General features: G+C 68.4%; 35 protein-coding genes. 34 read left to right on the top strand and 1 reads right to left on the bottom strand.

The genetic code is table 11. From position 1 onward, the window contains the following. Positions 1-161: 161 nt before the first annotated feature. Positions 162-284 (bottom strand): AsnC family protein, encoded by a 123-nt coding sequence (locus E1264_RS02415; protein ID WP_132169067.1) that lies wholly within the window; start codon positions 282-284, stop codon positions 162-164. 23 nt (positions 285-307) lie between these two features. Between E1264_RS02415 and E1264_RS02410 the strand changes: the two genes are divergently transcribed. The 34 genes from E1264_RS02410 (at position 308) to E1264_RS02245 (ending at position 22,068) form a co-directional block, all read left to right on the top strand. Beyond that, entirely contained in the window at positions 308-682 is a 375-nt protein-coding gene (locus tag E1264_RS02410; RefSeq protein WP_132169065.1) for a type II toxin-antitoxin system RelE/ParE family toxin, read from the top strand. A 16-nt stretch (positions 683-698) separates the two neighbouring features. Beyond that, entirely contained in the window at positions 699-980 is a 282-nt protein-coding gene (locus E1264_RS02405; protein WP_132169063.1) for a helix-turn-helix transcriptional regulator, read from the top strand. 72 nt (positions 981-1,052) lie between these two features. Beyond that, on the top strand, positions 1,053-1,184 hold the full coding sequence (locus E1264_RS45830) for a hypothetical protein (protein ID WP_279489578.1): 132 nt from the start codon (positions 1,053-1,055) through the stop codon (positions 1,182-1,184). 12 nt (positions 1,185-1,196) lie between these two features. Further along, the gene (locus E1264_RS02395) at positions 1,197-2,177 is read left to right on the top strand and encodes an aldo/keto reductase (RefSeq protein ID WP_132169061.1); all 981 of its coding nucleotides are present in this window, start codon (positions 1,197-1,199) and stop codon (positions 2,175-2,177) included. 150 nt (positions 2,178-2,327) lie between these two features. Further along, positions 2,328-3,830: a hypothetical protein gene (locus E1264_RS42935; protein ID WP_165963919.1), complete on the top strand. Its 1,503-nt coding sequence runs from the start codon at positions 2,328-2,330 to the stop codon at positions 3,828-3,830. Positions 3,831-4,440: 610 nt separating this feature from the next. Next, complete coding sequence (gene rpsL / locus E1264_RS02385; protein WP_067889275.1) at positions 4,441-4,815, top strand: 30S ribosomal protein S12; 375 nt, start codon at positions 4,441-4,443, stop codon at positions 4,813-4,815. Next, positions 4,815-5,285 (top strand): 30S ribosomal protein S7, encoded by a 471-nt coding sequence (rpsG, locus tag E1264_RS02380; protein WP_132169057.1) that lies wholly within the window; start codon positions 4,815-4,817, stop codon positions 5,283-5,285. The genes rpsL and rpsG overlap by 1 nt, the downstream gene beginning before the upstream one ends. Before the next feature lie 41 nt (positions 5,286-5,326). Then, entirely contained in the window at positions 5,327-7,438 is a 2,112-nt protein-coding gene (fusA, locus tag E1264_RS02375) for an elongation factor G (RefSeq protein WP_132169055.1), read from the top strand. 86 nt (positions 7,439-7,524) lie between these two features. Then, positions 7,525-8,718, top strand: coding sequence for an elongation factor Tu (tuf, locus tag E1264_RS02370; RefSeq protein WP_132169053.1), 1,194 nt, complete (start codon positions 7,525-7,527; stop codon positions 8,716-8,718). Positions 8,719-8,891: 173 nt separating this feature from the next. Continuing rightward, positions 8,892-9,200 carry a 30S ribosomal protein S10 gene (gene rpsJ, locus E1264_RS02365; RefSeq protein ID WP_018657599.1) on the top strand — a complete coding sequence of 103 codons (309 nt, stop codon included), beginning with the start codon at positions 8,892-8,894 and terminating at the stop codon, positions 9,198-9,200. 14 nt (positions 9,201-9,214) lie between these two features. After that, positions 9,215-9,865 (top strand): 50S ribosomal protein L3, encoded by a 651-nt coding sequence (gene rplC / locus E1264_RS02360; protein WP_132169051.1) that lies wholly within the window; start codon positions 9,215-9,217, stop codon positions 9,863-9,865. Next, positions 9,862-10,464 (top strand): 50S ribosomal protein L4, encoded by a 603-nt coding sequence (gene rplD / locus E1264_RS02355; protein WP_132169049.1) that lies wholly within the window; start codon positions 9,862-9,864, stop codon positions 10,462-10,464. The genes rplC and rplD overlap by 4 nt, the downstream gene beginning before the upstream one ends. 12 nt (positions 10,465-10,476) lie before the next feature. Further along, entirely contained in the window at positions 10,477-10,776 is a 300-nt protein-coding gene (rplW, locus tag E1264_RS02350; protein WP_132169047.1) for a 50S ribosomal protein L23, read from the top strand. 41 nt (positions 10,777-10,817) lie between these two features. Beyond that, the gene (gene rplB, locus E1264_RS02345) at positions 10,818-11,651 is read left to right on the top strand and encodes a 50S ribosomal protein L2 (RefSeq protein WP_131963171.1); all 834 of its coding nucleotides are present in this window, start codon (positions 10,818-10,820) and stop codon (positions 11,649-11,651) included. Between the two features lie 12 nt (positions 11,652-11,663). Then, positions 11,664-11,945, top strand: coding sequence for a 30S ribosomal protein S19 (gene rpsS / locus E1264_RS02340; protein ID WP_131963170.1), 282 nt, complete (start codon positions 11,664-11,666; stop codon positions 11,943-11,945). Positions 11,946-11,971: 26 nt separating this feature from the next. Next, positions 11,972-12,355, top strand: coding sequence for a 50S ribosomal protein L22 (rplV, locus tag E1264_RS02335; RefSeq protein ID WP_131963169.1), 384 nt, complete (start codon positions 11,972-11,974; stop codon positions 12,353-12,355). Further along, positions 12,355-13,206 carry a 30S ribosomal protein S3 gene (rpsC, locus tag E1264_RS02330; protein WP_132169045.1) on the top strand — a complete coding sequence of 284 codons (852 nt, stop codon included), beginning with the start codon at positions 12,355-12,357 and terminating at the stop codon, positions 13,204-13,206. Before rplV ends, rpsC begins: the two co-directional genes overlap by 1 nt. 6 nt (positions 13,207-13,212) lie before the next feature. Continuing rightward, positions 13,213-13,632 carry a 50S ribosomal protein L16 gene (rplP, locus tag E1264_RS02325; protein ID WP_121433533.1) on the top strand — a complete coding sequence of 140 codons (420 nt, stop codon included), beginning with the start codon at positions 13,213-13,215 and terminating at the stop codon, positions 13,630-13,632. After that, a complete protein-coding gene (gene rpmC, locus E1264_RS02320) occupies positions 13,632-13,871 on the top strand; it encodes a 50S ribosomal protein L29 (protein ID WP_132169043.1) in 240 nt (79 codons plus the stop codon). The genes rplP and rpmC overlap by 1 nt, the downstream gene beginning before the upstream one ends. Beyond that, a complete protein-coding gene (gene rpsQ, locus E1264_RS02315; protein ID WP_132169041.1) occupies positions 13,868-14,152 on the top strand; it encodes a 30S ribosomal protein S17 in 285 nt (94 codons plus the stop codon). The genes rpmC and rpsQ overlap by 4 nt, the downstream gene beginning before the upstream one ends. A gap of 64 nt (positions 14,153-14,216) precedes the next feature. Next, positions 14,217-14,585: a 50S ribosomal protein L14 gene (gene rplN / locus E1264_RS02310; RefSeq protein ID WP_021596728.1), complete on the top strand. Its 369-nt coding sequence runs from the start codon at positions 14,217-14,219 to the stop codon at positions 14,583-14,585. Further along, on the top strand, positions 14,585-14,905 hold the full coding sequence (rplX, locus tag E1264_RS02305) for a 50S ribosomal protein L24 (protein WP_132169039.1): 321 nt from the start codon (positions 14,585-14,587) through the stop codon (positions 14,903-14,905). The genes rplN and rplX overlap by 1 nt, the downstream gene beginning before the upstream one ends. A 5-nt stretch (positions 14,906-14,910) precedes the next feature. Further along, positions 14,911-15,501, top strand: a complete 591-nt coding sequence (gene rplE / locus E1264_RS02300; protein ID WP_132169037.1) for a 50S ribosomal protein L5 — start codon at positions 14,911-14,913, stop codon at positions 15,499-15,501. A gap of 4 nt (positions 15,502-15,505) precedes the next feature. Next, positions 15,506-15,691 (top strand): type Z 30S ribosomal protein S14, encoded by a 186-nt coding sequence (locus E1264_RS02295; RefSeq protein ID WP_131963156.1) that lies wholly within the window; start codon positions 15,506-15,508, stop codon positions 15,689-15,691. 145 nt (positions 15,692-15,836) lie between these two features. Then, positions 15,837-16,235, top strand: a complete 399-nt coding sequence (gene rpsH / locus E1264_RS02290) for a 30S ribosomal protein S8 (RefSeq protein ID WP_132169035.1) — start codon at positions 15,837-15,839, stop codon at positions 16,233-16,235. 14 nt (positions 16,236-16,249) lie between these two features. Further along, positions 16,250-16,786: a 50S ribosomal protein L6 gene (rplF, locus tag E1264_RS02285; RefSeq protein ID WP_132169033.1), complete on the top strand. Its 537-nt coding sequence runs from the start codon at positions 16,250-16,252 to the stop codon at positions 16,784-16,786. Between the two features lie 2 nt (positions 16,787-16,788). Beyond that, the gene (rplR, locus tag E1264_RS02280) at positions 16,789-17,175 is read left to right on the top strand and encodes a 50S ribosomal protein L18 (protein WP_132169031.1); all 387 of its coding nucleotides are present in this window, start codon (positions 16,789-16,791) and stop codon (positions 17,173-17,175) included. Between the two features lie 28 nt (positions 17,176-17,203). Next, a complete protein-coding gene (gene rpsE, locus E1264_RS02275) occupies positions 17,204-17,827 on the top strand; it encodes a 30S ribosomal protein S5 (RefSeq protein WP_024934180.1) in 624 nt (207 codons plus the stop codon). Next, positions 17,824-18,006: a 50S ribosomal protein L30 gene (gene rpmD / locus E1264_RS02270; protein ID WP_132169029.1), complete on the top strand. Its 183-nt coding sequence runs from the start codon at positions 17,824-17,826 to the stop codon at positions 18,004-18,006. Before rpsE ends, rpmD begins: the two co-directional genes overlap by 4 nt. Before the next feature lies 1 nt (position 18,007). Further along, positions 18,008-18,487 (top strand): 50S ribosomal protein L15, encoded by a 480-nt coding sequence (gene rplO / locus E1264_RS02265; protein WP_132169027.1) that lies wholly within the window; start codon positions 18,008-18,010, stop codon positions 18,485-18,487. A 227-nt stretch (positions 18,488-18,714) separates the two neighbouring features. Then, the gene (secY, locus tag E1264_RS02260; RefSeq protein WP_132169088.1) at positions 18,715-20,010 is read left to right on the top strand and encodes a preprotein translocase subunit SecY; all 1,296 of its coding nucleotides are present in this window, start codon (positions 18,715-18,717) and stop codon (positions 20,008-20,010) included. Next, a complete protein-coding gene (locus E1264_RS02255) occupies positions 20,011-20,661 on the top strand; it encodes an adenylate kinase (RefSeq protein ID WP_132169025.1) in 651 nt (216 codons plus the stop codon). It abuts the gene before it with no gap. Positions 20,662-20,767: 106 nt separating this feature from the next. Further along, complete coding sequence (map, locus tag E1264_RS02250) at positions 20,768-21,604, top strand: type I methionyl aminopeptidase (RefSeq protein WP_132169023.1); 837 nt, start codon at positions 20,768-20,770, stop codon at positions 21,602-21,604. A gap of 14 nt (positions 21,605-21,618) precedes the next feature. Continuing rightward, positions 21,619-22,068, top strand: a complete 450-nt coding sequence (locus E1264_RS02245; RefSeq protein WP_132169021.1) for a DUF1707 domain-containing protein — start codon at positions 21,619-21,621, stop codon at positions 22,066-22,068. Positions 22,069-22,089 lie beyond the last annotated feature (21 nt).

Below are 22,089 nucleotides of genomic sequence, written 5' to 3'. Positions count from 1 at the left end.
CGCGCTGATGGTCGCTCTGCTGCCCGCCACAGCGACCGTTGTCGGGCTGGTCGTCCTGCGGCAGGTGCCGGTGCCCGTCGAACTCGCGGGAATCGGGTTGGTGATCGCCGGTGTGTCGTTGCACCGTGGAGAGGGGTGAGAGCATCTCAGGTGGTGCGATGTCAAGCCGCGAGGCTCTGGACGCGCTCGGCGACGGCGGGCGCGGACAGCGCCACGCGCCGCCCCAGGTCGGCAAGGCCGGCGCGGCCGTCCACCTTCTCGTCGAATCCTCGACCTGATAGCATCAAATGAATATAGCGTTGGTGCTATGTCGTGCAGATTCGAGATCGAGGTGGAACCCGAGGTACGGGCTTGGCTGAACGAGTTGTCGCTAGGCGAGTACCGGCACGTCATGTTCTATGCCGATTTGTTAGCGGACAGTGCGGAGACGTTAGGGGAACCGTACTCCCGCTACCTCGGCGAGGGTGTCCGGGAGCTGCGCTTCTACTTGGGGAGGCAGGCGACCCGCATCACGTACTGGCTGGCGCCCGGTCGGCGAGTAGTGATGCTGACGGTTTTCCGCAAGACGCGTGCTGTCGAGGCGGCGGAGGTCGACCGGGCGAAACGGGCCAAGAAGCTGTGCGAGGCAGAGCATTGCGCGGCGCTTGAGATCTACGATCGCAGCGATCAAGGCGGTCAATGAGACGTCGGAGCTGGGCATGAGCGACGAACACTCCAGATTGGTGATCACGGATGAGGATCGCAGCAGCGAGGAGTACCAGGCGGCCCGATACGCCTATGAGCTGGGCAAGGCGGTCCGGGAGCGGCGGCTGGAGCTCGGCCTGACGCAGGTCGAGTTGGCGCGCCGTAGCGGGATGACCCAATCACAGCTGTCCCGGTTGGAAGCGGGCGGAGCAGAACCGACGATCCGGGTCCTCGACCGGCTGGCCCATGCGCTCGACGCGACCCTTGAGGTGTCCTTCGTTCCACGTGCGGCCTGAGACCCGTCGAATTTCACGGTTCAGCGGCTCGTTCGCCGCGGCTCTGCGATCAGGGCTGGCTAAGCCGCGCTGATGGTCGCTCTGCTGCCCGCCACAGCGACCGTTGTCGGGCTGGTCGTCCTGCGGCAGGTGCCGGTGCCCGTCGAACTCGCGGGAATCGGGTTGGTGATCGCCGGTGTGTCGTTGCACCGTGGAGAGCGGTGAAAGGAGCCGTTCATGGAACAGGTACGTCTCGGCACGACGGGAACGAAGGTCTCCCGCATCTGCCTCGGGATGATGAGCTACGGAGACCCGTCCAAGCGGGCGTGGATCCTGGACGAGGAGAACGCGGAGCCCATCGTCCGGCAGGCCGTGGAAGCGGGCGTGACTTTCTTCGACACCGCCGACGTGTACGCGGAAGGCACGAGCGAAGAACTGACCGGGCATCTGCTCCCGAAGTTCTTCGCCCAGCGGGACGACTACGTCCTGGCCACCAAGGTCTGCCTCCCCATGGGGCCGGGGCCGAACGACCGAGGGCTGTCGCGCAAGCACATCATGGCGAGCATCGACGATTCCCTGCGGCGGCTCGGCGTCGACCATGTCGACCTCTACCAGATCCACCGATGGGACTACGGGACGCCCATTGAAGAAACCATGGAGGCCCTGCACGACGTAGTGAAAGCGGGCAAGGCCCGGTACATAGGCGCGTCCAGCATGTTCGCGTGGCAGTTCGCCAAGGCGCAGCACGTCGCCGACACGCACGGCTGGACGAGATTCGTCACCATGCAGAACCACTACAACCTCATCTACCGCGAAGAGGAGCGGGAGATGATCCCGCTGTGCCTCGACCAGGGCGTGGGTCTCATCCCGTGGAGCCCGCTGGCCCGCGGGATGTTGGCCGGGAACCGGGAGCGCGGTGGGGAACGCAAGACCGTCCGGTCCCAGAACGACGCCTACGGCGACAGCCTCTACACGGATGATGATTTCGATGTCGTCGACGTGGTCCGGGAGGTCGCGGGGGAGCGGGGCGTCCCGGCGGCGCAGATCGCGCTCGCGTGGCTGCTCGGCCGTCCCGGGGTGACCGCGCCCATTTTCGGCGCGACGAAACTCACTCATCTGCAGGACGCCATCGCCGCCGAGCGCCTGGAACTGGACGAGAAGGAGGTCGCGCGGCTGGAGGCGCCGTACCAGCCGCACCCGATCCTCGGGCATTCCTGACATAACGCGGGCGCCGGACGTCCCCAGGCAGGAACGGTCCGGGGGCGTCCGGCGTCTATCCAGGGTGGTGATTTGCGATACCACGGGCGATCGGGGCAGGCTGGGGGCCAGAACGCCCACCGACGGCAAGACCGCTGAAGGAGCCCGACGATGACCGAGAACGACGGCACGCAGGGACCGCAGCGGCCGTTGCCGGAGGACGAGGGTCAGCCCACGCCGCCGGACGCGCAGGAGCCGCCCGCCCGGCCGCTCGGAGACCGCACCGTGGTGTTCGGGGCGCCGCAGCTCGGCGGGGCCGGAGCGGCCCAGCCCGCGCCGCCTCCCCAGCAGCCCGAGCCGCCCGCGCAGCAGGCGCCGCAGGAGCCCCGCGAGGAGGAGCGTCCGCCGCCGCCGCCTCCGACGATGGTCGAGCAGCCCATCCAGCAGTTCGGCGAGCAGCCCCCGCCGCCGCCCCCGTCCCCGTTCGGCGGCCCGCAGGAGCGGCAGGCCCCGTACGGCCAGCCGCCCGCGGGGCAGATGCCCTACGGCGCGGCCCCCGGGCCCGGCGGGTTCCCTCCGCCGCAGGAGCAGCAGCAGTACGGCCAGCCTCAGCCCGGCTTCGGGCAGCCGCCGGAACCGCCGCCGTACGGCCAGCAGCCGCCGCAGCCACCTGAGCAGCCCTACGGGCAGCAGCCGCCCGCCTATCCGCAGCAGCCGGTGCACGGCACGCCCCAGGAGACGGCCCAGGAGCCGCTGCCGCAGTTCGGCCAGCAGCCGCCGCAGGGCGAGCCGCCGCAGGACTCCCTGACCGACCGCACGATGATCGTCCCCGGGCCGTCGTCCGAGGCGCCGGAGCCCGCGCCGCCGCGGCCCGTGATCGACGACCAGGCGACGCTGCACTGGTCGCCCGGCACCGACATCCCGGTCGCCACCGGACCCGAGCGCAAGCAGGAGCCCCCGGCCGAGCCGTGGCAGGCGCCGACGCCGCCATCCACGCCCGAGCCGTGGTCGCCGGAGTCGTCCCAGCCCGGCGGCGTCCAGCCGCCCCAGCCCGGCCAGCAGGGGCAGCCCGGCCAGCAGGGTCTGGACGCCGAGCGGACGATGATGGTCCCGCCGCCCGACTCCGGCTTCGGCGCCCCCGCGCAGCCGTCCGCCCCGCAGGAGGACCCGTACCGTCCCCACAGCGAGAGCGGTCCGGAGGAGGCGCCCGCGACCGAGGTGTTCAACCCCGGCGCCCAGGGTGCCCAGCCCGCCGAGCCGCAGGGCCTGGCCGACCACACCCGGATGGACATCGGCCAGCAGCAGTGGGGCCAGCAGGCCCCGCAGCAGCAGCCCCAGCAACAGCAGCCCTACGGCCAGCAGCAACCCGGCCAGTACGGTGAGCAGCAGCAACAGCAGGGGTACGGCCATCAGCCCCAGCAGCCCCAGCAGCCCTACGGGCAGCAGCAGGGGTACGGGCAGCAGCAGTACGGCCAGCCGGGCCAGTACGGGCAGCAGCAGCCTGGGCAGTACGGGCAGCAGCAACCCGGCCAGTACGGCCAGCAGCCCGGCTACGGCGCGGGCGCGGGCACCGGTGAACGCAAGGGCGGTAAGAACACGCTCCTGTTCGTCGTCGGCGGCGTCGTCGCCCTCGTGGTGCTCCTCGCCGTGGTCTACCTCGCCTTCCTCCGATAGGACGGCCCACCGGCAAGGCGGACGATCGAGACGAAGGTAAAACCTCGTCCACGTCTTCCCCAACGGCCCTCACCTGGGTCACAATGCCGACGGGTGCCCCTCCGGCTCGACGCCGGAGCCGGGAACACCCGTCGGCATTCGGCCGTTTACAGCTACGGGGAGAAGGCTCCCCACAACCGAATGAACCCTGCCGGGCTTGCGTCTGAGGGTGGGCTCACGGTAGTGCGCGCTCACTTTGCACTTTCGCGCGGCGCTCGGTAACCTCTTCACTTGTGCCCGCTCTGCGGGCCGCTGTGCGTGCGCGTCGGAGAGGCCGGGAGGCCAGCCCCAGCGCCGCATCACATGAGGCTCTCTCATCCTCGGTGGGCTTGGTGGTGTCAGTGCCGCCCGGTGGTGCCGGATGGTAGAGGCTCGCTCCCCGGCTTGATTCGGCCCCACAAACGGGCCGGGCGGTCTGTGTCGGTTTCGCGCGGCTGTATTTCCGTGTGGCGGCGACACGCCCGACCGCGTGGGTCGGAGAGGTCGGGAAACCGGCAGGTCACAGCCTCGCCTGAGGTGGTGATTGCAGCAATAGGACTTACCGGCTCGGTACGAGGAAGACGGAGACGCGGTGCCCACGATCCAGCAGCTGGTCCGCAAGGGCCGCCAGGACAAGGTGACCAAGAACAAGACGCCCGCGCTCAAGGGCAGCCCCCAGCGCCGGGGTGTCTGCACGCGCGTCTACACGACGACGCCCAAGAAGCCGAACTCGGCGCTCCGCAAGGTCGCCCGCGTCCGGCTGTCGAGCGGGATCGAGGTCACGGCCTACATCCCCGGCGTCGGCCACAACCTGCAGGAGCACTCGATCGTGCTCGTCCGCGGCGGCCGTGTGAAGGACCTTCCCGGCGTCCGGTACAAGATCATTCGCGGCACGCTGGACACCCAGGGCGTCCGGAACCGCAAGCAGGGCCGCAGCCACTACGGCGCGAAGAAGGAGAAGGGCTGATGCCGCGTAAGGGCCCCGCTGGCAAGCGCCAGCTCATCACTGACCCGGTGTACAACTCGCCGCTGGTCACCGCGCTCATCAACAAGGTCCTCCTGGACGGCAAGCGCTCGATCGCGCAGAGCATCGTCTACGACGCTCTGGAAGGCGCCCGCGAGAAGACCGGCAACGACCCGGTCGTCACGCTGAAGCGCGCCCTCGACAACGTCAAGCCGACCCTCGAGGTCCGCAGCCGCCGTGTCGGCGGCGCGACCTACCAGGTCCCCGTCGAGGTGCGGCCGGCCCGCAGCACCACCCTCGCCCTGCGCTGGCTGGTGCTGTACGCCCGGCAGCGGCGCGAGAAGACGATGACCGAGCGGCTGATGAACGAGCTGCTCGACGCGAGCAACGGCCTCGGCGCTTCCGTCAAGAAGCGGGAGGACACCCACAAGATGGCGGAGTCGAACAAGGCCTTCGCCCACTACCGCTGGTAACCCCGGCGCACAGCAACGACGAGACGACGCGAAGGACGACAGTGGCTACCAAAACCGGTGTAGACCTGGCCAAGGTCCGCAACATCGGGATCATGGCCCATATCGACGCGGGCAAGACCACGACGACCGAGCGCATCCTCTACTACACGGGGATGAGCTACAAGATCGGCGAGGTCCACGACGGCGCCGCCACCATGGACTGGATGGAGCAGGAGCAGGAGCGGGGGATCACCATCACCTCCGCCGCCACCACCTGCGAGTGGCCCGTCGACGACGTCAAGCACACCATCAACATCATCGACACCCCGGGGCACGTCGACTTCACCGTCGAGGTGGAGCGCAACCTGCGGGTGCTCGACGGTGCGGTCGCGGTGTTCGACGGTGTCGCCGGCGTGGAGCCGCAGTCCGAGACCGTGTGGCGTCAGGCCGACCGGTACGGCGTCCCCCGCATGTGCTTCGTCAACAAGCTCGACCGGGTCGGCGCGGAGTTCCACCGCTGCGTCGACATGATCGAGAACCGTCTCAACGCGACCCCGCTCGCGCTGCAGCTGCCGATCGGCGCCGAGGCCGACTTCAAGGGCGTCATCGACCTCGTGACGATGAAGGCCCTCGTCTGGAACGAAGAGGCCAAGCTCGGCGAGATGTACGACGTCGTCGACATCCCCGACACGCACGTCGAGACGGCCCGCGAGTACCACGACAAGATGGTCGAGACGCTCGCCGAGAACGACGACGACATCATGGAGCTGTACCTGGAGGGCGAGGAGCCCACGGTCGAGCAGCTCTACGCGGGCATCCGCCGCGCGACGATCGCCGCGAAGCTCACCCCGGTGCTGTGCGGCACGGCCTTCAAGAACAAGGGCGTGCAGCCGCTGCTGGACGCGATCGTCCGCTACCTGCCCTCCCCGCTGGACGTCGAGGCGATCGAGGGCCACGCCGTCCGGGACGAGGAGAAGGCGCTCGCCCGCAAGCCGAGCGAGGACGAGCCGTTCTCCGCGCTCGCGTTCAAGATCATGAGCGACCCGCACCTGGGCAAGCTCACCTTCGTGCGCGTCTACTCCGGCGTCATGGAGTCCGGCGCGAACGTGATGAACTCCGTCAAGGAGCGCAAGGAGCGCATCGGCAAGATCTACCGGATGCACGCCAACAAGCGCACCGAGATCGAGCGCGCGGGCGCCGGTGACATCGTCGCGGTGATGGGTCTCAAGCAGACCACCACCGGCGAGACGCTGTGCGACGACAAGAACCCGATCGTGCTGGAGTCGATGAACTTCCCGGCGCCGGTCATCCACGTCGCGATCGAGCCGAAGACGAAGGCCGACCAGCAGAAGCTGGGCACCGCGATCCAGCGGCTCGCCGAGGAGGACCCGTCCTTCACGGTCCGCACCGACGAGGACACCGGCCAGACCGTGATCTCCGGCATGGGCGAGCTCCACCTGGAGATCCTCGTCGACCGGATGAAGCGCGAGTTCAAGGTCGACGCCAACGTCGGCAAGCCGCAGGTGGCCTACCGGGAGACGATCACCCGCAAGGTCGAGAAGGTCGAGTACACCCACAAGAAGCAGACGGGTGGCTCCGGCCAGTTCGGCCGCGTGATCATCGACCTGGAGCCGCTCGGCGGCGGGTCGGACGGCTACGAGTTCGAGAACAAGGTCACCGGTGGCCGCATCCCGCGGGAGTACATCCCGTCGGTCGACGCGGGCTGCCAGGAGGCCGCCGAGTTCGGTGTCCTCGCCGGCTACCCGATGGTCGGCGTCAAGGTCACCCTTCAGGACGGCGCCTACCACGAGGTCGACTCCTCGGAGATGGCGTTCAAGGTCGCCGGTTCCATGGCGTTCAAGGAGGCCGCCCGCAAGGCGTCCCCCACGCTGCTGGAGCCGATGATGGCGGTCGAGGTCACCACGCCCGAGGACAACATGGGCGACGTGATCGGCGACCTCAACAGCCGCCGAGGTCAGGTCCAGTCCATGGACGAGCGGCACGGCATGCGCGTCATCAAGGCGCTGGTGCCGCTGTCCGAGATGTTCGGCTACGTGGGTGATCTGCGCAGCAAGACCCAGGGCCGGGCTGTCTTCACGATGCAGTTCGACTCCTACGCCGAGGTTCCGTCGAACGTCGCGCAGGAGATCATCGCCAAGGCACGGGGCGAGTAGACCCGGCCTGCCCCAACACAGATCACCAGAACGCACATCGAAACGGTCGTCGAGGACGGCCGAGGAGCGCAAGCAAGGAGCAACCAGTGGCGAAGGCCAAGTTCGAGCGGACGAAGCCGCACGTGAACATCGGCACCATTGGACACATCGACCACGGTAAGACGACGCTTACCGCGGCGATCACCAAGGTGCTCCACGACAAGTACCCGGACCTCAACCCCTTCACGCCGTTCGACGAGATCGACAAGGCGCCGGAGGAGCGCGAGCGCGGCATCACCATCTCCATCGCGCACGTCGAGTACCAGACCGAGGCCCGGCACTACGCGCACGTGGACTGCCCGGGTCACGCGGACTACATCAAGAACATGATCACCGGTGCGGCGCAGATGGACGGCGCCATCCTGGTGGTCGCCGCCACCGACGGCCCGATGCCGCAGACCAAGGAGCACGTGCTCCTGGCCCGCCAGGTCGGCGTGCCCTACATCGTGGTCGCGCTGAACAAGTGCGACATGGTGGACGACGAGGAGATCCTGGAGCTCGTCGAGCTCGAGGTCCGCGAGCTGCTCACCGAGTACGAGTTCCCGGGCGACGACCTGCCGGTCATCCGCGTCTCCGCCTTCCAGGCGCTGCAGGGCGACGAGAAGTGGTCCGCGTCCATCGGTGAGCTCATGGACGCCGTCGACGAGAACGTGCCGGAGCCGGTGCGTGACGTCGACAAGCCGTTCCTGATGCCGATCGAGGACGTCTTCTCGATCACCGGCCGCGGCACCGTCGTGACCGGCCGCGTCGAGCGCGGTGTCGTGAACGTCAACGAGACCGTCGACATCATCGGCATCAAGAACGAGAAGACCACGACGACCGTCACCGGCGTCGAGATGTTCCGCAAGCTCCTCGACCAGGGCCAGGCGGGCGACAACGTCGGCCTGCTCCTGCGCGGCGTCAAGCGCGAGGAGGTGGAGCGCGGCCAGTGTGTCATCAAGCCGGGCACCACCACCCCGCACACCGAGTTCGAGGCGCAGGTCTACATCCTGTCCAAGGACGAGGGCGGCCGCCACACGCCGTTCTTCAACAACTACCGTCCGCAGTTCTACTTCCGGACCACGGACGTGACCGGCGTGGTGCACCTCCCCGAGGGCACCGAGATGGTCATGCCGAGCGACAACACCGAGATGCGCGTCGAGCTGATCCAGCCCGTCGCCATGGAGGAGGGCCTGAAGTTCGCCATCCGCGAGGGTGGCCGGACGGTCGGCTCCGGTCGCGTCACCAAGGTCATCAAGTAACACCCCGTCGTAGCAGCGGCGGCCCGGCCGCCAAGGCAGGGCCGCCGCTCTATGACCCCGACGTAAAAACAGCGGCACTTGAGTGGTTTTCCTCCGGCGTTCGGCAGAGGCCGAAACGGTCGAACGACCGAGGAGGAAAATTACTCACTACAGCAAAGGACACCGAGGCCACCATGGCGGGACAGAAGATCCGCATCCGGCTCAAGGCCTACGACCACGAGGTCATCGACACCTCCGCGAAGAAGATCGTAGAGACGGTGACGCGGACGGGCGCCAAGGTCGCGGGCCCGGTGCCGCTGCCGACCGAGAAGAACGTGTACTGCGTCATCCGCTCGCCGCACAAGTACAAGGACAGCCGCGAGCACTTCGAGATGCGCACGCACAAGCGGTTGATCGACATCATCGACCCGACGCCCAAGACGGTCGACTCGCTGATGCGGCTCGACCTTCCGGCCGGCGTCGACATCGAGATCAAGCTCTGAGGGACGCACCGACAATGAGTACGCAGAGGAAGGGCGTCCTGGGCGAGAAGCTCGGCATGACCCAGGTCTTCGACGATGAGGGCCGGATCGTCCCGGTGACCGTCGTCCAGGCCGGGCCGTGTGTCGTCACGCAGCTCAAGACCCAGGAGAAGGACGGCTACACCGCCGTCCAGATCGGGTTCGGGCAGATCGACCCGCGCAAGGTGAACAAGCCGCGCGGGGGTCACTTCGAGAAGGCCGGCGTCACGCCGCGCCGCTACCTCGTCGAACTGCGCGCCGACGACACCACCGGGTACGAACTCGGCCAGGAGATCACCGCCGACGTCTTCGAGGCCGGCCAGAAGATCGACGTGACCGGCACGAGCAAGGGCAAGGGCACCGCCGGTGTCATGAAGCGCCACGGGTTCAAGGGCCTCGGCGCCTCGCACGGCACCCAGCGCAAGCACCGCTCGCCGGGTTCGATCGGCGGCTGCGCGACCCCCGGTCGCGTCTTCAAGGGCCTCCGCATGGCGGGGCGGCACGGCAACGCCCGTACCACCGTGCAGAACCTGACCGTCCACGCCATCGACGCCGAGAAGAACCTGCTGCTGATCAAGGGCGCGGTTCCCGGCCCCAACGGCGGCGTGGTCCTGGTCCGCGACGCGACGAAGGGGACGGGCAAGTGACCTCCAAGCTCGACATCGACCTGCCCGCCGAGGTCTTCGACGCGAAGACCAACATCCCGCTGATCCACCAGGTCGTGGTGGCGCAGGAGGCGGCGGCGCGGCAGGGCACGCACTCGACCAAGACGCGCGGCGACGTGCGCGGCGGCGGCCGCAAGCCGTACCGGCAGAAGGGCACCGGACGCGCCCGCCAGGGCTCGACCCGCGCGCCCCAGTTCGCCGGCGGCGGCACCGTGCACGGCCCCCAGCCGCGCGACTACACGCAGAAGACGCCCAAGAAGATGAAGGCGGCGGCGCTGCGCGGCGCCCTGTCCGACCGCGCCCGGTACGGCCGGGTGCACGTGGTCGACCACCTCATCGAGGGCGACACCCCGAAGACGAAGACGGCGCTGGCGGCGCTGCGCGAGGTCACCGAGGCCAAGCGCGTTCTCGTGGTCGTCGACCGCGAGGACGAGCTGACCTGGCGGAGCCTGCGCAACGAGCCCGCCGTGCACGTGCTCGTCTCCGACCAGCTCAACACCTACGACGTGCTGGTGAACGACGACGTCGTCTTCACGAAGGCGGCGTACGACGAGTTCATCTCGCGTGCGGCGAAGAAGTAAGGAGGGTCGCACATGAACAAGATCGCCGACCCCCGCGACGTCATCATCGCGCCGGTCGTCTCGGAGAAGAGCTACGGGCTGCTCGACGAGAACAAGTACACGTTCGTCGTCCGCCCGGACGCCAACAAGACCCAGATCAAGCAGGCGGTCGAGGCGGTGTTCGGCGTCAAGGTGACGAACGTGAACACGCTCAACCGCCAGGGCAAGCGCAAGCGCACCCGGTTCGGCTACGGCAAGCGCAAGGACACCAAGCGCGCCATCGTCAGCCTGGCCGAGGGCGAGCGGATCGACATCTTCGGCGGCCCGGCCTAACCGGCCCGGGTCCCGAAGCAGACAAGGGATGAACGAATAAGATGGGCATCCGTAACTACAAGCCGACGACTCCGGGTCGTCGCGGCTCCAGCGTGGCCGACTTCGTCGAGATCACGCGCACCGAGCCCGAGAAGTCGCTGCTGCGTCCGCTCCCCAAGAAGGGCGGCCGCAACAACCACGGCCGCATCACCACCCGGCACCAGGGCGGCGGGCACAAGCGCGCCTACCGGATCATCGACTTCCGGCGGCACGACAAGGACGGCGTCCCGGCGAAGGTCGCGCACATCGAGTACGACCCGAACCGCACCGCCCGCATCGCGCTGCTGCACTACGTGGACGGCGAGAAGCGCTACATCCTCGCCCCGCGCGGGCTGAAGCAGGGCGACCGGGTCGAGAACGGGCCGAGCGCCGACATCAAGCCGGGCAACTGCCTCCCGCTGCGCAACATCCCGACCGGTACCGTCATCCACGCCATCGAGCTGCGGCCCGGCGGCGGCGCCAAGATCGCCCGCAGCGCGGGCGCGGGCGTCCAGTTGCTGGCCAAGGAGGGCAAGTACGCCACGCTGCGCATGCCCTCCGGCGAGATGCGGATGGTGGACGTGCGCTGCCGCGCCACGGTCGGCGAGGTCGGCAACGCCGAGCAGTCGAACATCAACTGGGGCAAGGCCGGCCGCATGCGGTGGAAGGGCAAGCGCCCGACCGTCCGCGGCGTGGCCATGAACCCGATCGACCACCCGCACGGTGGTGGTGAGGGCAAGACCTCCGGTGGCCGGCACCCGGTGAACCCGGCCGGTAAGAAGGAAGGCCGCACTCGCCAGGCGAACAAGTCGAGCGACCGGCTGATCGTCCGTCGTCGCAGCAAGAAGAAGCGGTAGGAGTCGCTCGTCATGCCACGTAGCCTTAAGAAGGGCCCCTTCGTGGACGACCACCTCATGAAGAAGGTGGACGACCAGAACGAGAAGGGCACCAAGAACGTCATCAAGACGTGGTCGCGGCGCTCCATGATCGTGCCGGACATGATCGGTCACACGATCGCCGTGCACGACGGCCGCAAGCACGTCCCGGTGTTCATCACCGACTCCATGGTGGGGCACAAGCTCGGCGAGTTCGCGCCGACGCGGACGTTCCGCAGCCATGTCAAGGAAGACCGCCGCAGCCGTCGCGGCTGAGCAGGCCAGCAGAGAGAGGGAAAGCGATGGAAGCCAGGGCCCAGGCGCGGTTCATCCGCGTCACGCCCAGGAAGGCCCGCCGCGTGGTGGACCTCATCCGCGGCCTCCCGGCCGCGGAGGCTCAGGCGGTGCTGCGGTTCGCCCCCCAGGCTGCGAGTGAGCCGGTGGGCAAGGTGCTGGCGAGCGCCATCGCCAACGCCGAGCACAACTTCAAGCTCGACACCGACACGCTCGTCGTCAGCCGGGCGTACGTGGACGAGGGGCCGACGCTGAAGCGTTTCCGTCCCCGCGCCCAGGGCCGGGCTTACCGCATCAACAAGCGCACGAGCCACATCACCGTGGTCGTGGAGTCGCGGGACGAAGCGTCGTCCGCGTCCGGCGGCGGTAAGAAGACGAGGAGGGCCCGGTAGTGGGTCAGAAGATCAACCCGCACGGGTTCCGGCTCGGTATCACCACCGACCACAAGAGCGTGTGGTTCGCCGACAAGCTCTACAAGGACTACGTCAAGGAAGACGTCCAGATCCGGCGCATGCTGCAGAAGGGCATGGACCGGGCGGGCATCTCCAAGGTGGAGATCGAGCGGACCCGTGACCGTGTCGAGGTCAACATCCACACCGCCCGGCCGGGCATCGTCATCGGCCGCCGCGGCGCGGAGGCCGAGCGCCTGCGCGGCGACCTGGAGAAGCTGACCGGCAAGCAGGTGCGGCTGAACATCCTCGAGGTCAAGAACCCCGAGATCGACGCGCAGCTCGTCGCGCAGGGCGTGGCCGAGCAGCTGTCCAGCCGCGTCGCGTTCCGGCGCGCCATGCGCAAGGCGATCCAGTCGGCGATGAAGTCGGGCGCCAAGGGCATCAAGGTGCAGTGCGGCGGCCGTCTCGGCGGCGCCGAGATGTCGCGGTCGGAGTTCTACCGCGAGGGCCAGGTCCCGCTGCACACGCTCCGCGCCGACATCGACTACGGCTTCTACGAGGCCCGGACGACGTTCGGCCGCATCGGCGTCAAGGTGTGGATCTACAAGGGCGAGGCCGCGTCGACGCGCGCCGAGCGCGAGCAGCAGGCCGCGCAGCAGCGCGCCGCGGGCGGCGGCGGTGGCCGTGAGCGCCGCGGCGGCGAGCGCCGTGGCGGTGGCCGCGGCGGCCGTGGTGGCCGCGGCGGCGCCGGTGGCGGCGGCGAGCGCGGCGAGCGCGCGCCCAGGCAGCAGCAGAGTTCCGAGCAGCAGGCGCCGGCCGCCGAGGCTGCTCCGCAGGGTGAGGGGAGCTGACGACCGATGCTGATCCCTCGCAAGGTCAAGCACCGCAAGCAGCACCACCCGAAGCGCCGCGGCATGGCCAAGGGCGGCACGAGGGTGGCGTTCGGGGAGTACGGCATCCAGGCCGTCGAGCCCGCGTACGTGACCAACCGGCAGATCGAGGCCGCGCGTATCGCGATGACCCGGCACATCAAGCGTGGCGGCAAGGTGTGGATCAACATCTTCCCGGACCGTCCGCTGACCAAGAAGCCCGCCGAGACCCGCATGGGCTCCGGTAAGGGCTCCGTGGAGTGGTGGGTCGCCAACGTGAAGCCGGGCCGCGTGCTGTTCGAGATCTCGTACCCGAACGAGCAGATCGCCCGGGAGGCGCTCACGCGCGCGATCCACAAGCTCCCAATGAAGTGCAAGATCGTGAAGCGAGAGGTGGGTGAGTCCTGATGGCCAAGGGTCTTACCGCCGACGACCTGCGGACCGAACCCGAGGACGTCCTGGTCACCAAGCTCAAGGAGGCCAAGGAGGAGCTGTTCAACCTCCGCTTCCAGGCCGCGACCGGTCAGCTTGAGAGCCACGGGCGGCTTCGCGAGGTCAAGCGCGAGATCGCCCGCATCTACACCGTGATGCGGGAGCGCGAGCTCGGCATCGTCACGGTCGAGGACGCCGCGGAGGAGGGCGAATGACCGAGCAGCAGACCGAGCAGACCGCCGGGCAGCGGAACAGCCGCAAGATCCTTGAGGGTCTCGTGGTGAGCGACAAGATGGACAAGACCGTGGTCGTGTCCGTCGAGGACCGCGTGAAGCACGCCAAGTACCACAAGGTGATCCGCCGGACGAAGAACTACAAGGCGCACGACGAGGCCAACGAGTGTGGCGTCGGCGACCGCGTCCGTCTCATGGAGACCCGCCCGCTGTCGGCCACCAAGCGGTGGCGCGTGGTGGAGATCCTCGAGAAGGCCAAGTAATTACTGGTTCCACCAGGCTGCCGCCCGTTTCGCGGCAGAACCGGTGTGACGAACAGGAGTTGACGTGATCCAGCAGGAGTCGCGACTCAAGGTCGCCGACAACACGGGTGCGAAGGAGATCCTTTGCATCCGCGTTCTCGGCGGCTCGGGCCGGCGCTACGCGGGAGTCGGCGACATCATCGTCGCGACGGTGAAGGACGCCCTTCCCGGCGCGGGCGTGAAGAAGGGCGACGTCGTCAAGGCGGTCGTCGTGCGCACCCGCAAGGAGCGCCGGCGCCCGGACGGCTCCTACATCCGCTTCGACGAGAACGCCGCAGTGCTCATCAAGGACGGCGGCGACCCCCGCGGCACCCGAATCTTCGGCCCGGTGGGCCGCGAACTGCGCGAGAAGAAGTTCATGCGCATCATCTCGCTCGCGCCGGAGGTGCTCTGATGAAGATCCGCAAGGGCGACGAGGTCATCGTCCTCGCCGGCAAGGACAAGGGCGCGACCGGCAAGGTCCTGCGCACCATCCCCCGCGAGGAGCGGGTGGTCGTCGAGGGCGTCAACCTCATCACCAAGAACATCAAGGCCGACCAGCAGCGCGCCGGCAAGGAGAGCGGCCGGGTCACGGTCGAGGCGCCGCTGCACGTCAGCAACGTCGCGATCGTGGAGGACGGCAAGCCGGTCCGGGTCGGATACCGCATCGACGAGAACGAGGACGGGACCACGACCAAGGTCCGGATCTCGCGGCGCAGCGGTAAGGAGATCTGAGACCGATGACCGACACCGTCACCGAGACGCAGACCGACGCGCGTCCCGTGCCGCCGCCGCGGCTCAAGGTCCGCTACCGCGAGGAGATCGCGGGGCAGATGCGGGAGCAGTTCGGCTACGCCAACGTCATGCAGATCCCCACCCTCACCAAGATCGTGGTGAACATGGGGGTCGGCGACGCGGCCAAGGACGCCAAGCTGATCGAGGGCGCGATCCGCGACCTGTCGCTGATCACCGGCCAGAAGCCGGCCGTGAACCGGGCCCGCAAGTCCATCGCGCAGTTCAAGCTGCGCGAGGGCATGCCGATCGGCGCGCACGCCACGCTGCGCGGCGACCGCATGTGGGAGTTCCTGGACCGGCTGCTCGCGACGGCGCTGCCCCGCATCCGCGACTTCCGCGGCCTGTCGCCGAAGCAGTTCGACGGCAACGGCAACTACACGTTCGGGCTGACCGAGCAGGTCATGTTCCACGAGGTCGACCCCGACAAGGTCGACCGGCAGCGCGGCATGGACATCACGGTCGTGACGACCGCGAAGACCGACGACGAGGGCCGGGCGCTGCTGAGGCTCCTCGGTTTCCCGTTCAAGGAGAACTGAGCACATGGCGAAGAAGTCGATGATCGCCAAGGCGGCGCGCAAGCCGAAGTTCGGCGTCCGCGCGTACACTCGATGCTCGCGCTGCGGGCGTCCGCGTTCCGTCTACCGGAAGTTCGGCCTGTGCCGCGTGTGCTTCCGGGAGATGGCCCACCGCGGCGAGCTGCCCGGCATCACGAAGTCCAGCTGGTGACCGCGCCCCGGGGCGCGGCCCCGGGACGGCCGGGAACCGGCCTGAAAATGACCGACCGGGCGTCCGCGAGGACGCCCACGACCGCGCCGAAGGTCCACAGGCGCACCAGTCTGAGGAAACCGCGGCGAGGGAGGGCCAGTAGGCCATGACGATGACCGACCCGATCGCAGACATGCTGACGCGTCTGCGGAACGCGAATTCGGCGTACCACGACTCGGTGGCGATGCCGTACTCGAAGATCAAGGCGCACATCGCCGAGATCCTCCAGCAGGAGGGCTACATCTCGGGCTGGAGCGTGGAGGACGCCGAGGTCGGCAAGAAGCTCAACATCGAGCTCAAGTTCGGGCCGACGCGGGAGCGTTCGATCGCCGGCATCAAGCGCGTCTCGAAGCCGGGTCTGCGCGTGTACGCGAAGAAGGACAACCTGCCGAAGGTCCTCGGCGGACTGGGCGTCGCGATCATCTCGACGTCCTCCGGCCTGATGACCGACCGGCAGGCGGGCAAGCGCGGCGTGGGCGGCGAAGTCCTCGCCTACGTGTGGTGAGGGGGTACTGACCAATGTCTCGAATCGGACGTAGCCCCATCGCCGTGCCCGGCAACGTCGAGGTCAAGCTCGACGGCCGGGAGGTCACCGTCAAGGGGCCGAAGGGCACCCTGTCGCACACGGTCGCCGAGCCCATCGAGGTCAAGCAGGAGGACGGCAAGATCGTCGTCTCCCGGCCGAACGACCTCAACAAGGTGCGCGGCCTGCACGGGCTGACCCGGACGCTGATCAACAACATGGTCGTCGGGGTGACCGACGGCTACAAGAAGACCCTGGTCATCCAGGGCGTCGGCTACCGCGTGGTGGCGAAGGGCAAGAACCTGGAGTTCTCGCTCGGGTACAGCCACCCGATCACCGTGGAGCCGCCCGAGGGCATCAGCTTCACGGTGGAGCGCCCGACCCAGCTGGTCGTCGAGGGCATCGACAAGCAGAAGGTCGGCGAGGTCGCCGCGAACATCCGCAAGCTGCGCAAGCCCGACCCGTACAAGGGCAAGGGCGTGCGGTACGAGGGCGAGCAGATCCGCCGCAAGGTCGGAAAGGCTGGTAAGTAGTCATGGCAGGCACGAAGACCCTGGCCGGAAAGGCCACGTCGGCGCGGGCCAAGTCCCGCAGGCGCCGGCACATCCGGGTCCGCAAGAAGGTCCTCGGCACCGCCGAGCGTCCTCGCCTGGTCGTGACCCGCTCCAGCCGGCACGTGTTCGTCCAGGTGATCGACGACGACAAGGGCCACACGCTGGCCAGCGCGTCCACCATGGAGGCGGACCTGCGCGCCGACACCGGCGACAAGACCGCCAAGTCCCGCAAGGTCGGCGAGCTCGTCGCCCGGCGGGCCCAGGAGGCCGGTGTCGCCGCGGTCGTGTTCGACCGGGGCGGCAACAAGTACCACGGCCGCATCGCCGCCGTCGCGGACGGTGCGCGCGAAGGGGGTCTCCAACTGTGAGGGCCCTTAACCAGAACGAGAGGAACCACTGATGGCAGCGCAGAGGCGTGGCGGCGGTCAGGGTGGCGACCGTCGCGATCGCCGCGACGACCGCCGCGGTGGCGCCGACAAGGGCCAGTCGTACATCGAGAAGGTCGTGGCGATCAACCGTGTCGCCAAGGTCGTCAAGGGCGGGCGTCGCTTCAGCTTCACCGCCCTGGTGATCGTCGGTGACGGCAACGGCACCGTCGGCGTCGGCTACGGCAAGGCCAAGGAGGTGCCCGCGGCGATCGCCAAGGGCGTCGAGGAGGCCAAGAAGCACTTCTTCAAGGTCCCGCGGATCCAGGGCACCATCCCGCACCTGGTGCAGGCGCGGGACGCGGCGGGCGAGGTCCTGCTGCGTCCGGCGAGCCCCGGTACCGGCGTGATCGCGGGTGGCCCGGTGCGCGCCGTGCTGGAGTGCGCCGGCATCCACGACGTGCTGAGCAAGTCGCTGGGCAGCGACAACGCGATCAACATCGTGCACGCGACGATCGCGGGCCTGAAGGCGCTGAAGCGTCCCGAGGAGATCGCGGCCAAGCGCGGTCTGCCGATCGAGGACGTCGCCCCGGCCGCGATGCTGCGGGCCCGTGCCGCGGGCAGCGAGCCCAGGGCGGAGGCCGCGGCGTCATGAGCCAGCTGAAGATCACCCAGACCAAGTCGGTGATCAGCGAGAAGCAGAACCAGCGTGACACGCTGCGCACCCTCGGCCTGAAGAAGATCGGGCAGAGCGTCGTCCGCGAGGACCGCCCCGAGGTGCTCGGCATGATCCGGACGGTGGCGCACCTGGTCACCGTCGAGGAGGTCGACTGAGATGGCTGATCTCTCCAAGGACGCCCCCGAGGCGGAGGGCACTCCGCTGAAGGTGCACGACCTGCGTCCCGCCCCGGGCTCGAACCGCAAGAAGACCCGCAAGGGCCGCGGCGAGGCGTCCAAGGGCAAGACGGCGGGCCGCGGCACCAAGGGCACCAAGGCCCGCGGGACCGTGCCCGTCGGGTTCGAGGGCGGCCAGATGCCGCTGATCCGCCGGGTTCCGAAGCTCAAGGGCTTCAAGAACCCGAACCGGGTCGAGTACCAGGTCGTGAACCTGGACAAGCTCGCCGCGCTCTACCCCGAGGGCGGCGAGGTCACGGCGGACGATCTGGCGGCCAGGGGCGCGGTGCGCCGGGGCCGTCCGGTCAAGGTCCTCGGCACGGGCGAGATCTCCGTCGCGGTCCAGGTGCGGGCGCACGCCTTCTCCGGTGCCGCGAAGGAAAAGATCGCCGCGGCCGGTGGAACCGCCGACGAGCTCTAAGAAGGACCACGTCAGATGCCGGGGCCGCTCTCGCCAAGCGCCCGGGGCCGTAAGGCCGCCGGGTTCGGCGGGACGGCCCCGGTCGCATCTGCTGTTAGAGTCACACCGGCGGAGTTCCGCGTGAGATTGCACACTCCCACCTCTCACCCGGTATTCTCCGCCCGACGTCTTGGACCTGTAACCGGCCCCTCGGCGGCCATGAATTCGCCAGTCACGCAGGAGGAATGGTGCTGACCGCGTTCACCAGGGCTTTCCGTACCCCTGACCTGCGTAAAAAGCTGTTGTTCACGTTGTTCATCATCTTGGTGTTCCGGCTGGGGTCGATCATCCCGACGCCGAACGTGAACGTCGAGGTGTTGAAGAAGACGGCGGACGACGCCAAGGATGCCAACAACCTCTACGGCCTTGTCGACCTGTTCAGCGGTGGTGCGCTGCTGAAGCTGTCGATCTTTGCGCTGGGCATCATGCCGTACATCACGGCGAGCATCATCCTGCAGTTGCTGACGGTGGTGATCCCGCGGCTGGAGGCCCTGAAGAAGGAGGGCCAGGCCGGCACCACGAAGATCACCCAGTACACCCGCTACCTGACGGTCGGGCTGGCGATCCTCCAGGCGACCGGCATCGTCGCGATGGCGAGCACCGGGCAGCTGTTCTCCGGAATCTCCGGCAGCGACGACATCCTGTACGAGACCGGCCTGTTCCCGATCATCACGATGGTCATCTGCATGGTGGCCGGCACCGCGACGATCATGTGGCTGGGCGAGCTGATCACCGACCGGGGCGTCGGCAACGGCATGTCGCTGCTGATCTTCACGCAGGTCGTCGCGGTCTTCCCCGCCCAGTTCTGGAGCATCTACAAGTCGAAGAACGGCTTCGTCTTCGCGGTGGTGCTGCTCGTCGGCCTCGCGATCATGGCGGGCGTCGTGTTCGTCGAGCAGGCCCAGCGGCGCATCCCCGTGCAGTACGCCAAGCGCATGGTCGGCCGCCGCATGTACGGCGGGACGTCCACCTACATCCCGCTGAAGGTGAACCAGGCCGGCATCATCCCGATCATCTTCGCCTCGTCGCTGCTCTACCTGCCCGTCCTCGCGACGCAGCTATGGCCCGACACCAAGTGGCTCCAGAAGGTCCAGCCCTACCTGCAGCAGGACAACCCCTGGCACATGGCGGTCTTCTTCGTCTTCATCATCTTCTTCACCTACTTCTACGTGGCGATCACGTTCAACCCCACTGAAGTGGCCGACAACATGAAGAAGTATGGTGGATTCATCCCAGGTATCCGTCCTGGTCGGCCGACCGCCGAATACCTCGACTTCGTGCTGACTCGGATCACCACACCCGGTGCGCTCTACCTGGGGTTCGTGTCGCTGATCCCCATGGTGGCGTTCGCACTCCTGGACGCCACCCAGGAGTTCCCCTTCGGCGGCGCGAGCATCCTCATCATCGTCGGCGTCGGACTGGATACCGTGAAGCAGATCGAGAGTCAGCTCCAGCAACGCAACTACGAGGGCTTCCTTCGGTAGATGCGTATCGTCCTGGTGGGCCCCCCGGGTGCGGGCAAGGGGACGCAGGCCCAGTTCATCGCATCGCATCTGTCCGTCCCGAAGATCTCGACAGGTGACATCTTCCGCGCCAACGTGAGCGGCGGTACCGAGCTCGGCCGGCAGGCCAAGCAGTACATGGACCGCGGCGATCTGGTGCCCGACGAGGTCACGATCGCGATGGTCCGCGACCGGCTCGCCGAGGACGACGCCCGCGACGGGTTCCTGCTGGACGGGTTCCCGCGCAACGTCCCGCAGGCGGAGACGCTGAAGAAGATCCTCGCCGAGTGGGACGCCAAGCTCGACATCGTGCTCGAACTCGTCGTCGACGAGGACGAGGTCGTCCGGCGGCTTTCGGGCCGCCGGACCTGTGACCGGTGCGGTCGGATCTGGCACGTCGACTTCGACGACAAGCAGGACGACATCTGCGACGACTGCGGCGGCCACCTCTTCCAGCGCGACGACGACAAGGAAGAGGTCGTCATGCATCGCCTGGAGGTCTACAAACACGACACGGCCCCGCTCGTGCAGTTCTACGCCGACGAGCACATCCTCGTCGGCATCGACGCGACGGGCCCGGTCGAAGAGGTCACCAAGCGCGCCCTGACCGCGCTGCGCCCCCTGGAGAGGTAGGGGGCGCCAGACCCGCCCGGAGCGGAGTCAGGCCGGCCAGAGAAATGACGGCGAGGACGCGGGGAACCCGAACGGGCCCCGCGTCCGCCCGCGTTCAGGGGGAGAGATGATCAGACGGCGCAGGTCCGGGATCCAGATGAAGACCGCGGAGCAGATCGAGCTGATGCGCGCGGCCGGGCTCCTGGTCGGCCGGACGCTGGAGCTGCTCCGCGACGCCGTGAAACCCGGGATCACCACCTTGGACCTGGACGAGCTCGCCGAGCTGCACATCCGCGACAACGGCGGCGTCCCGTCGTTCAAGGGCTACCACGGGTTCACCGGGACGATCTGCGCGTCCGTGAACGAGGAGATCGTGCACGGCATCCCGCGGACCGGGAAGGTCCTCGCGGACGGCGACATCATCTCCATCGACTGCGGCGCGATCGTCGAGGGCTGGCACGGCGACGCGGCGATCACCGTCCCGGTCGGGGAGATCACCGCGGAGCGGCGGCGGCTGCTGGAGGTCACCGAGACGTCCCTGTGGCACGGTCTGGCGGCCGGGAGGGCCGGGGCCAGGCTCTCAGACATCTCGCACGCGATCGAGGCTCACATCCGCTCTCAGGGCGCCTACGGCATCGTCGAGGGGTACGGTGGGCACGGCATCGGGACGGAGATGCACATGGACCCGCTCATCCCGAACCACGGGCCGGCCGGGCACGGGCCCGTCCTGGAGCCCGGGATGTGCTTCGCGGTCGAGCCGATGGTGAACCTCGGCGCGAAGGAGACCGTGGAGCTGGAGGACGGCTGGACGGTCGTCACCGTCGACGGCCGCGCGTCGGCGCACTTCGAGCACACGTTCGCGGTCACGCCGGACGGCCCGCGCGTCCTGACGGCGCTCGACGAGGGCCGAGAATGGTTCACGAAGCTCGGATTCGTCCAGAATGGAACAGAGACCTCGTCCTGACGAGCGGAGGAAGCATGGCGCCGAACCCTGACCTGCGGGCCTCGGACGCCGACCGCGACCGTACGGCGGAGAGCCTTCGGGAGCACTGCGCCGAGGGCCGTATCACCATGGAGGAGCTGCAGGAGCGGCTCGATGCGGTGTACGCGGCGAAGACGCTCGGGCAGCTCCAGGAGGTCACCTCCGACCTGCCGGAAGAAGACCTCTACCAGCTCCCCGTCCCGGCGTCGCAGCCGAAGAGCACCGCGTCGGCCGCCGTCCGGGCGTCGTCGGGCGACCTCGAACACCGGCGGCTGCAGGCGATGTGGGGCGCGTGGGCGGTCGTCGGCGGGATCAACCTCGTCATCTGGCTGATCCTGACGGTGCAGGGGGCCGCGGACGTCTACCCGTGGTGGATCTGGGTGGCGGGCCCGTGGGGCGCGCTGCTGCTCCTGCGCACCGTCCTGGGCCGCCGCCACGACGGCTGACCGCCGCCCCCGCGGTCAGGA

It is taken from the genome of Actinomadura sp. KC216 (genome assembly GCF_004348535.1).
In the GTDB taxonomy this organism is placed as follows: Bacteria; Actinomycetota; Actinomycetes; order Streptosporangiales; family Streptosporangiaceae; genus Spirillospora.
The sequence above is the reverse complement of the archived record's forward strand: the minus strand, read 5'-3'. Positions and strand labels throughout refer to the sequence as shown.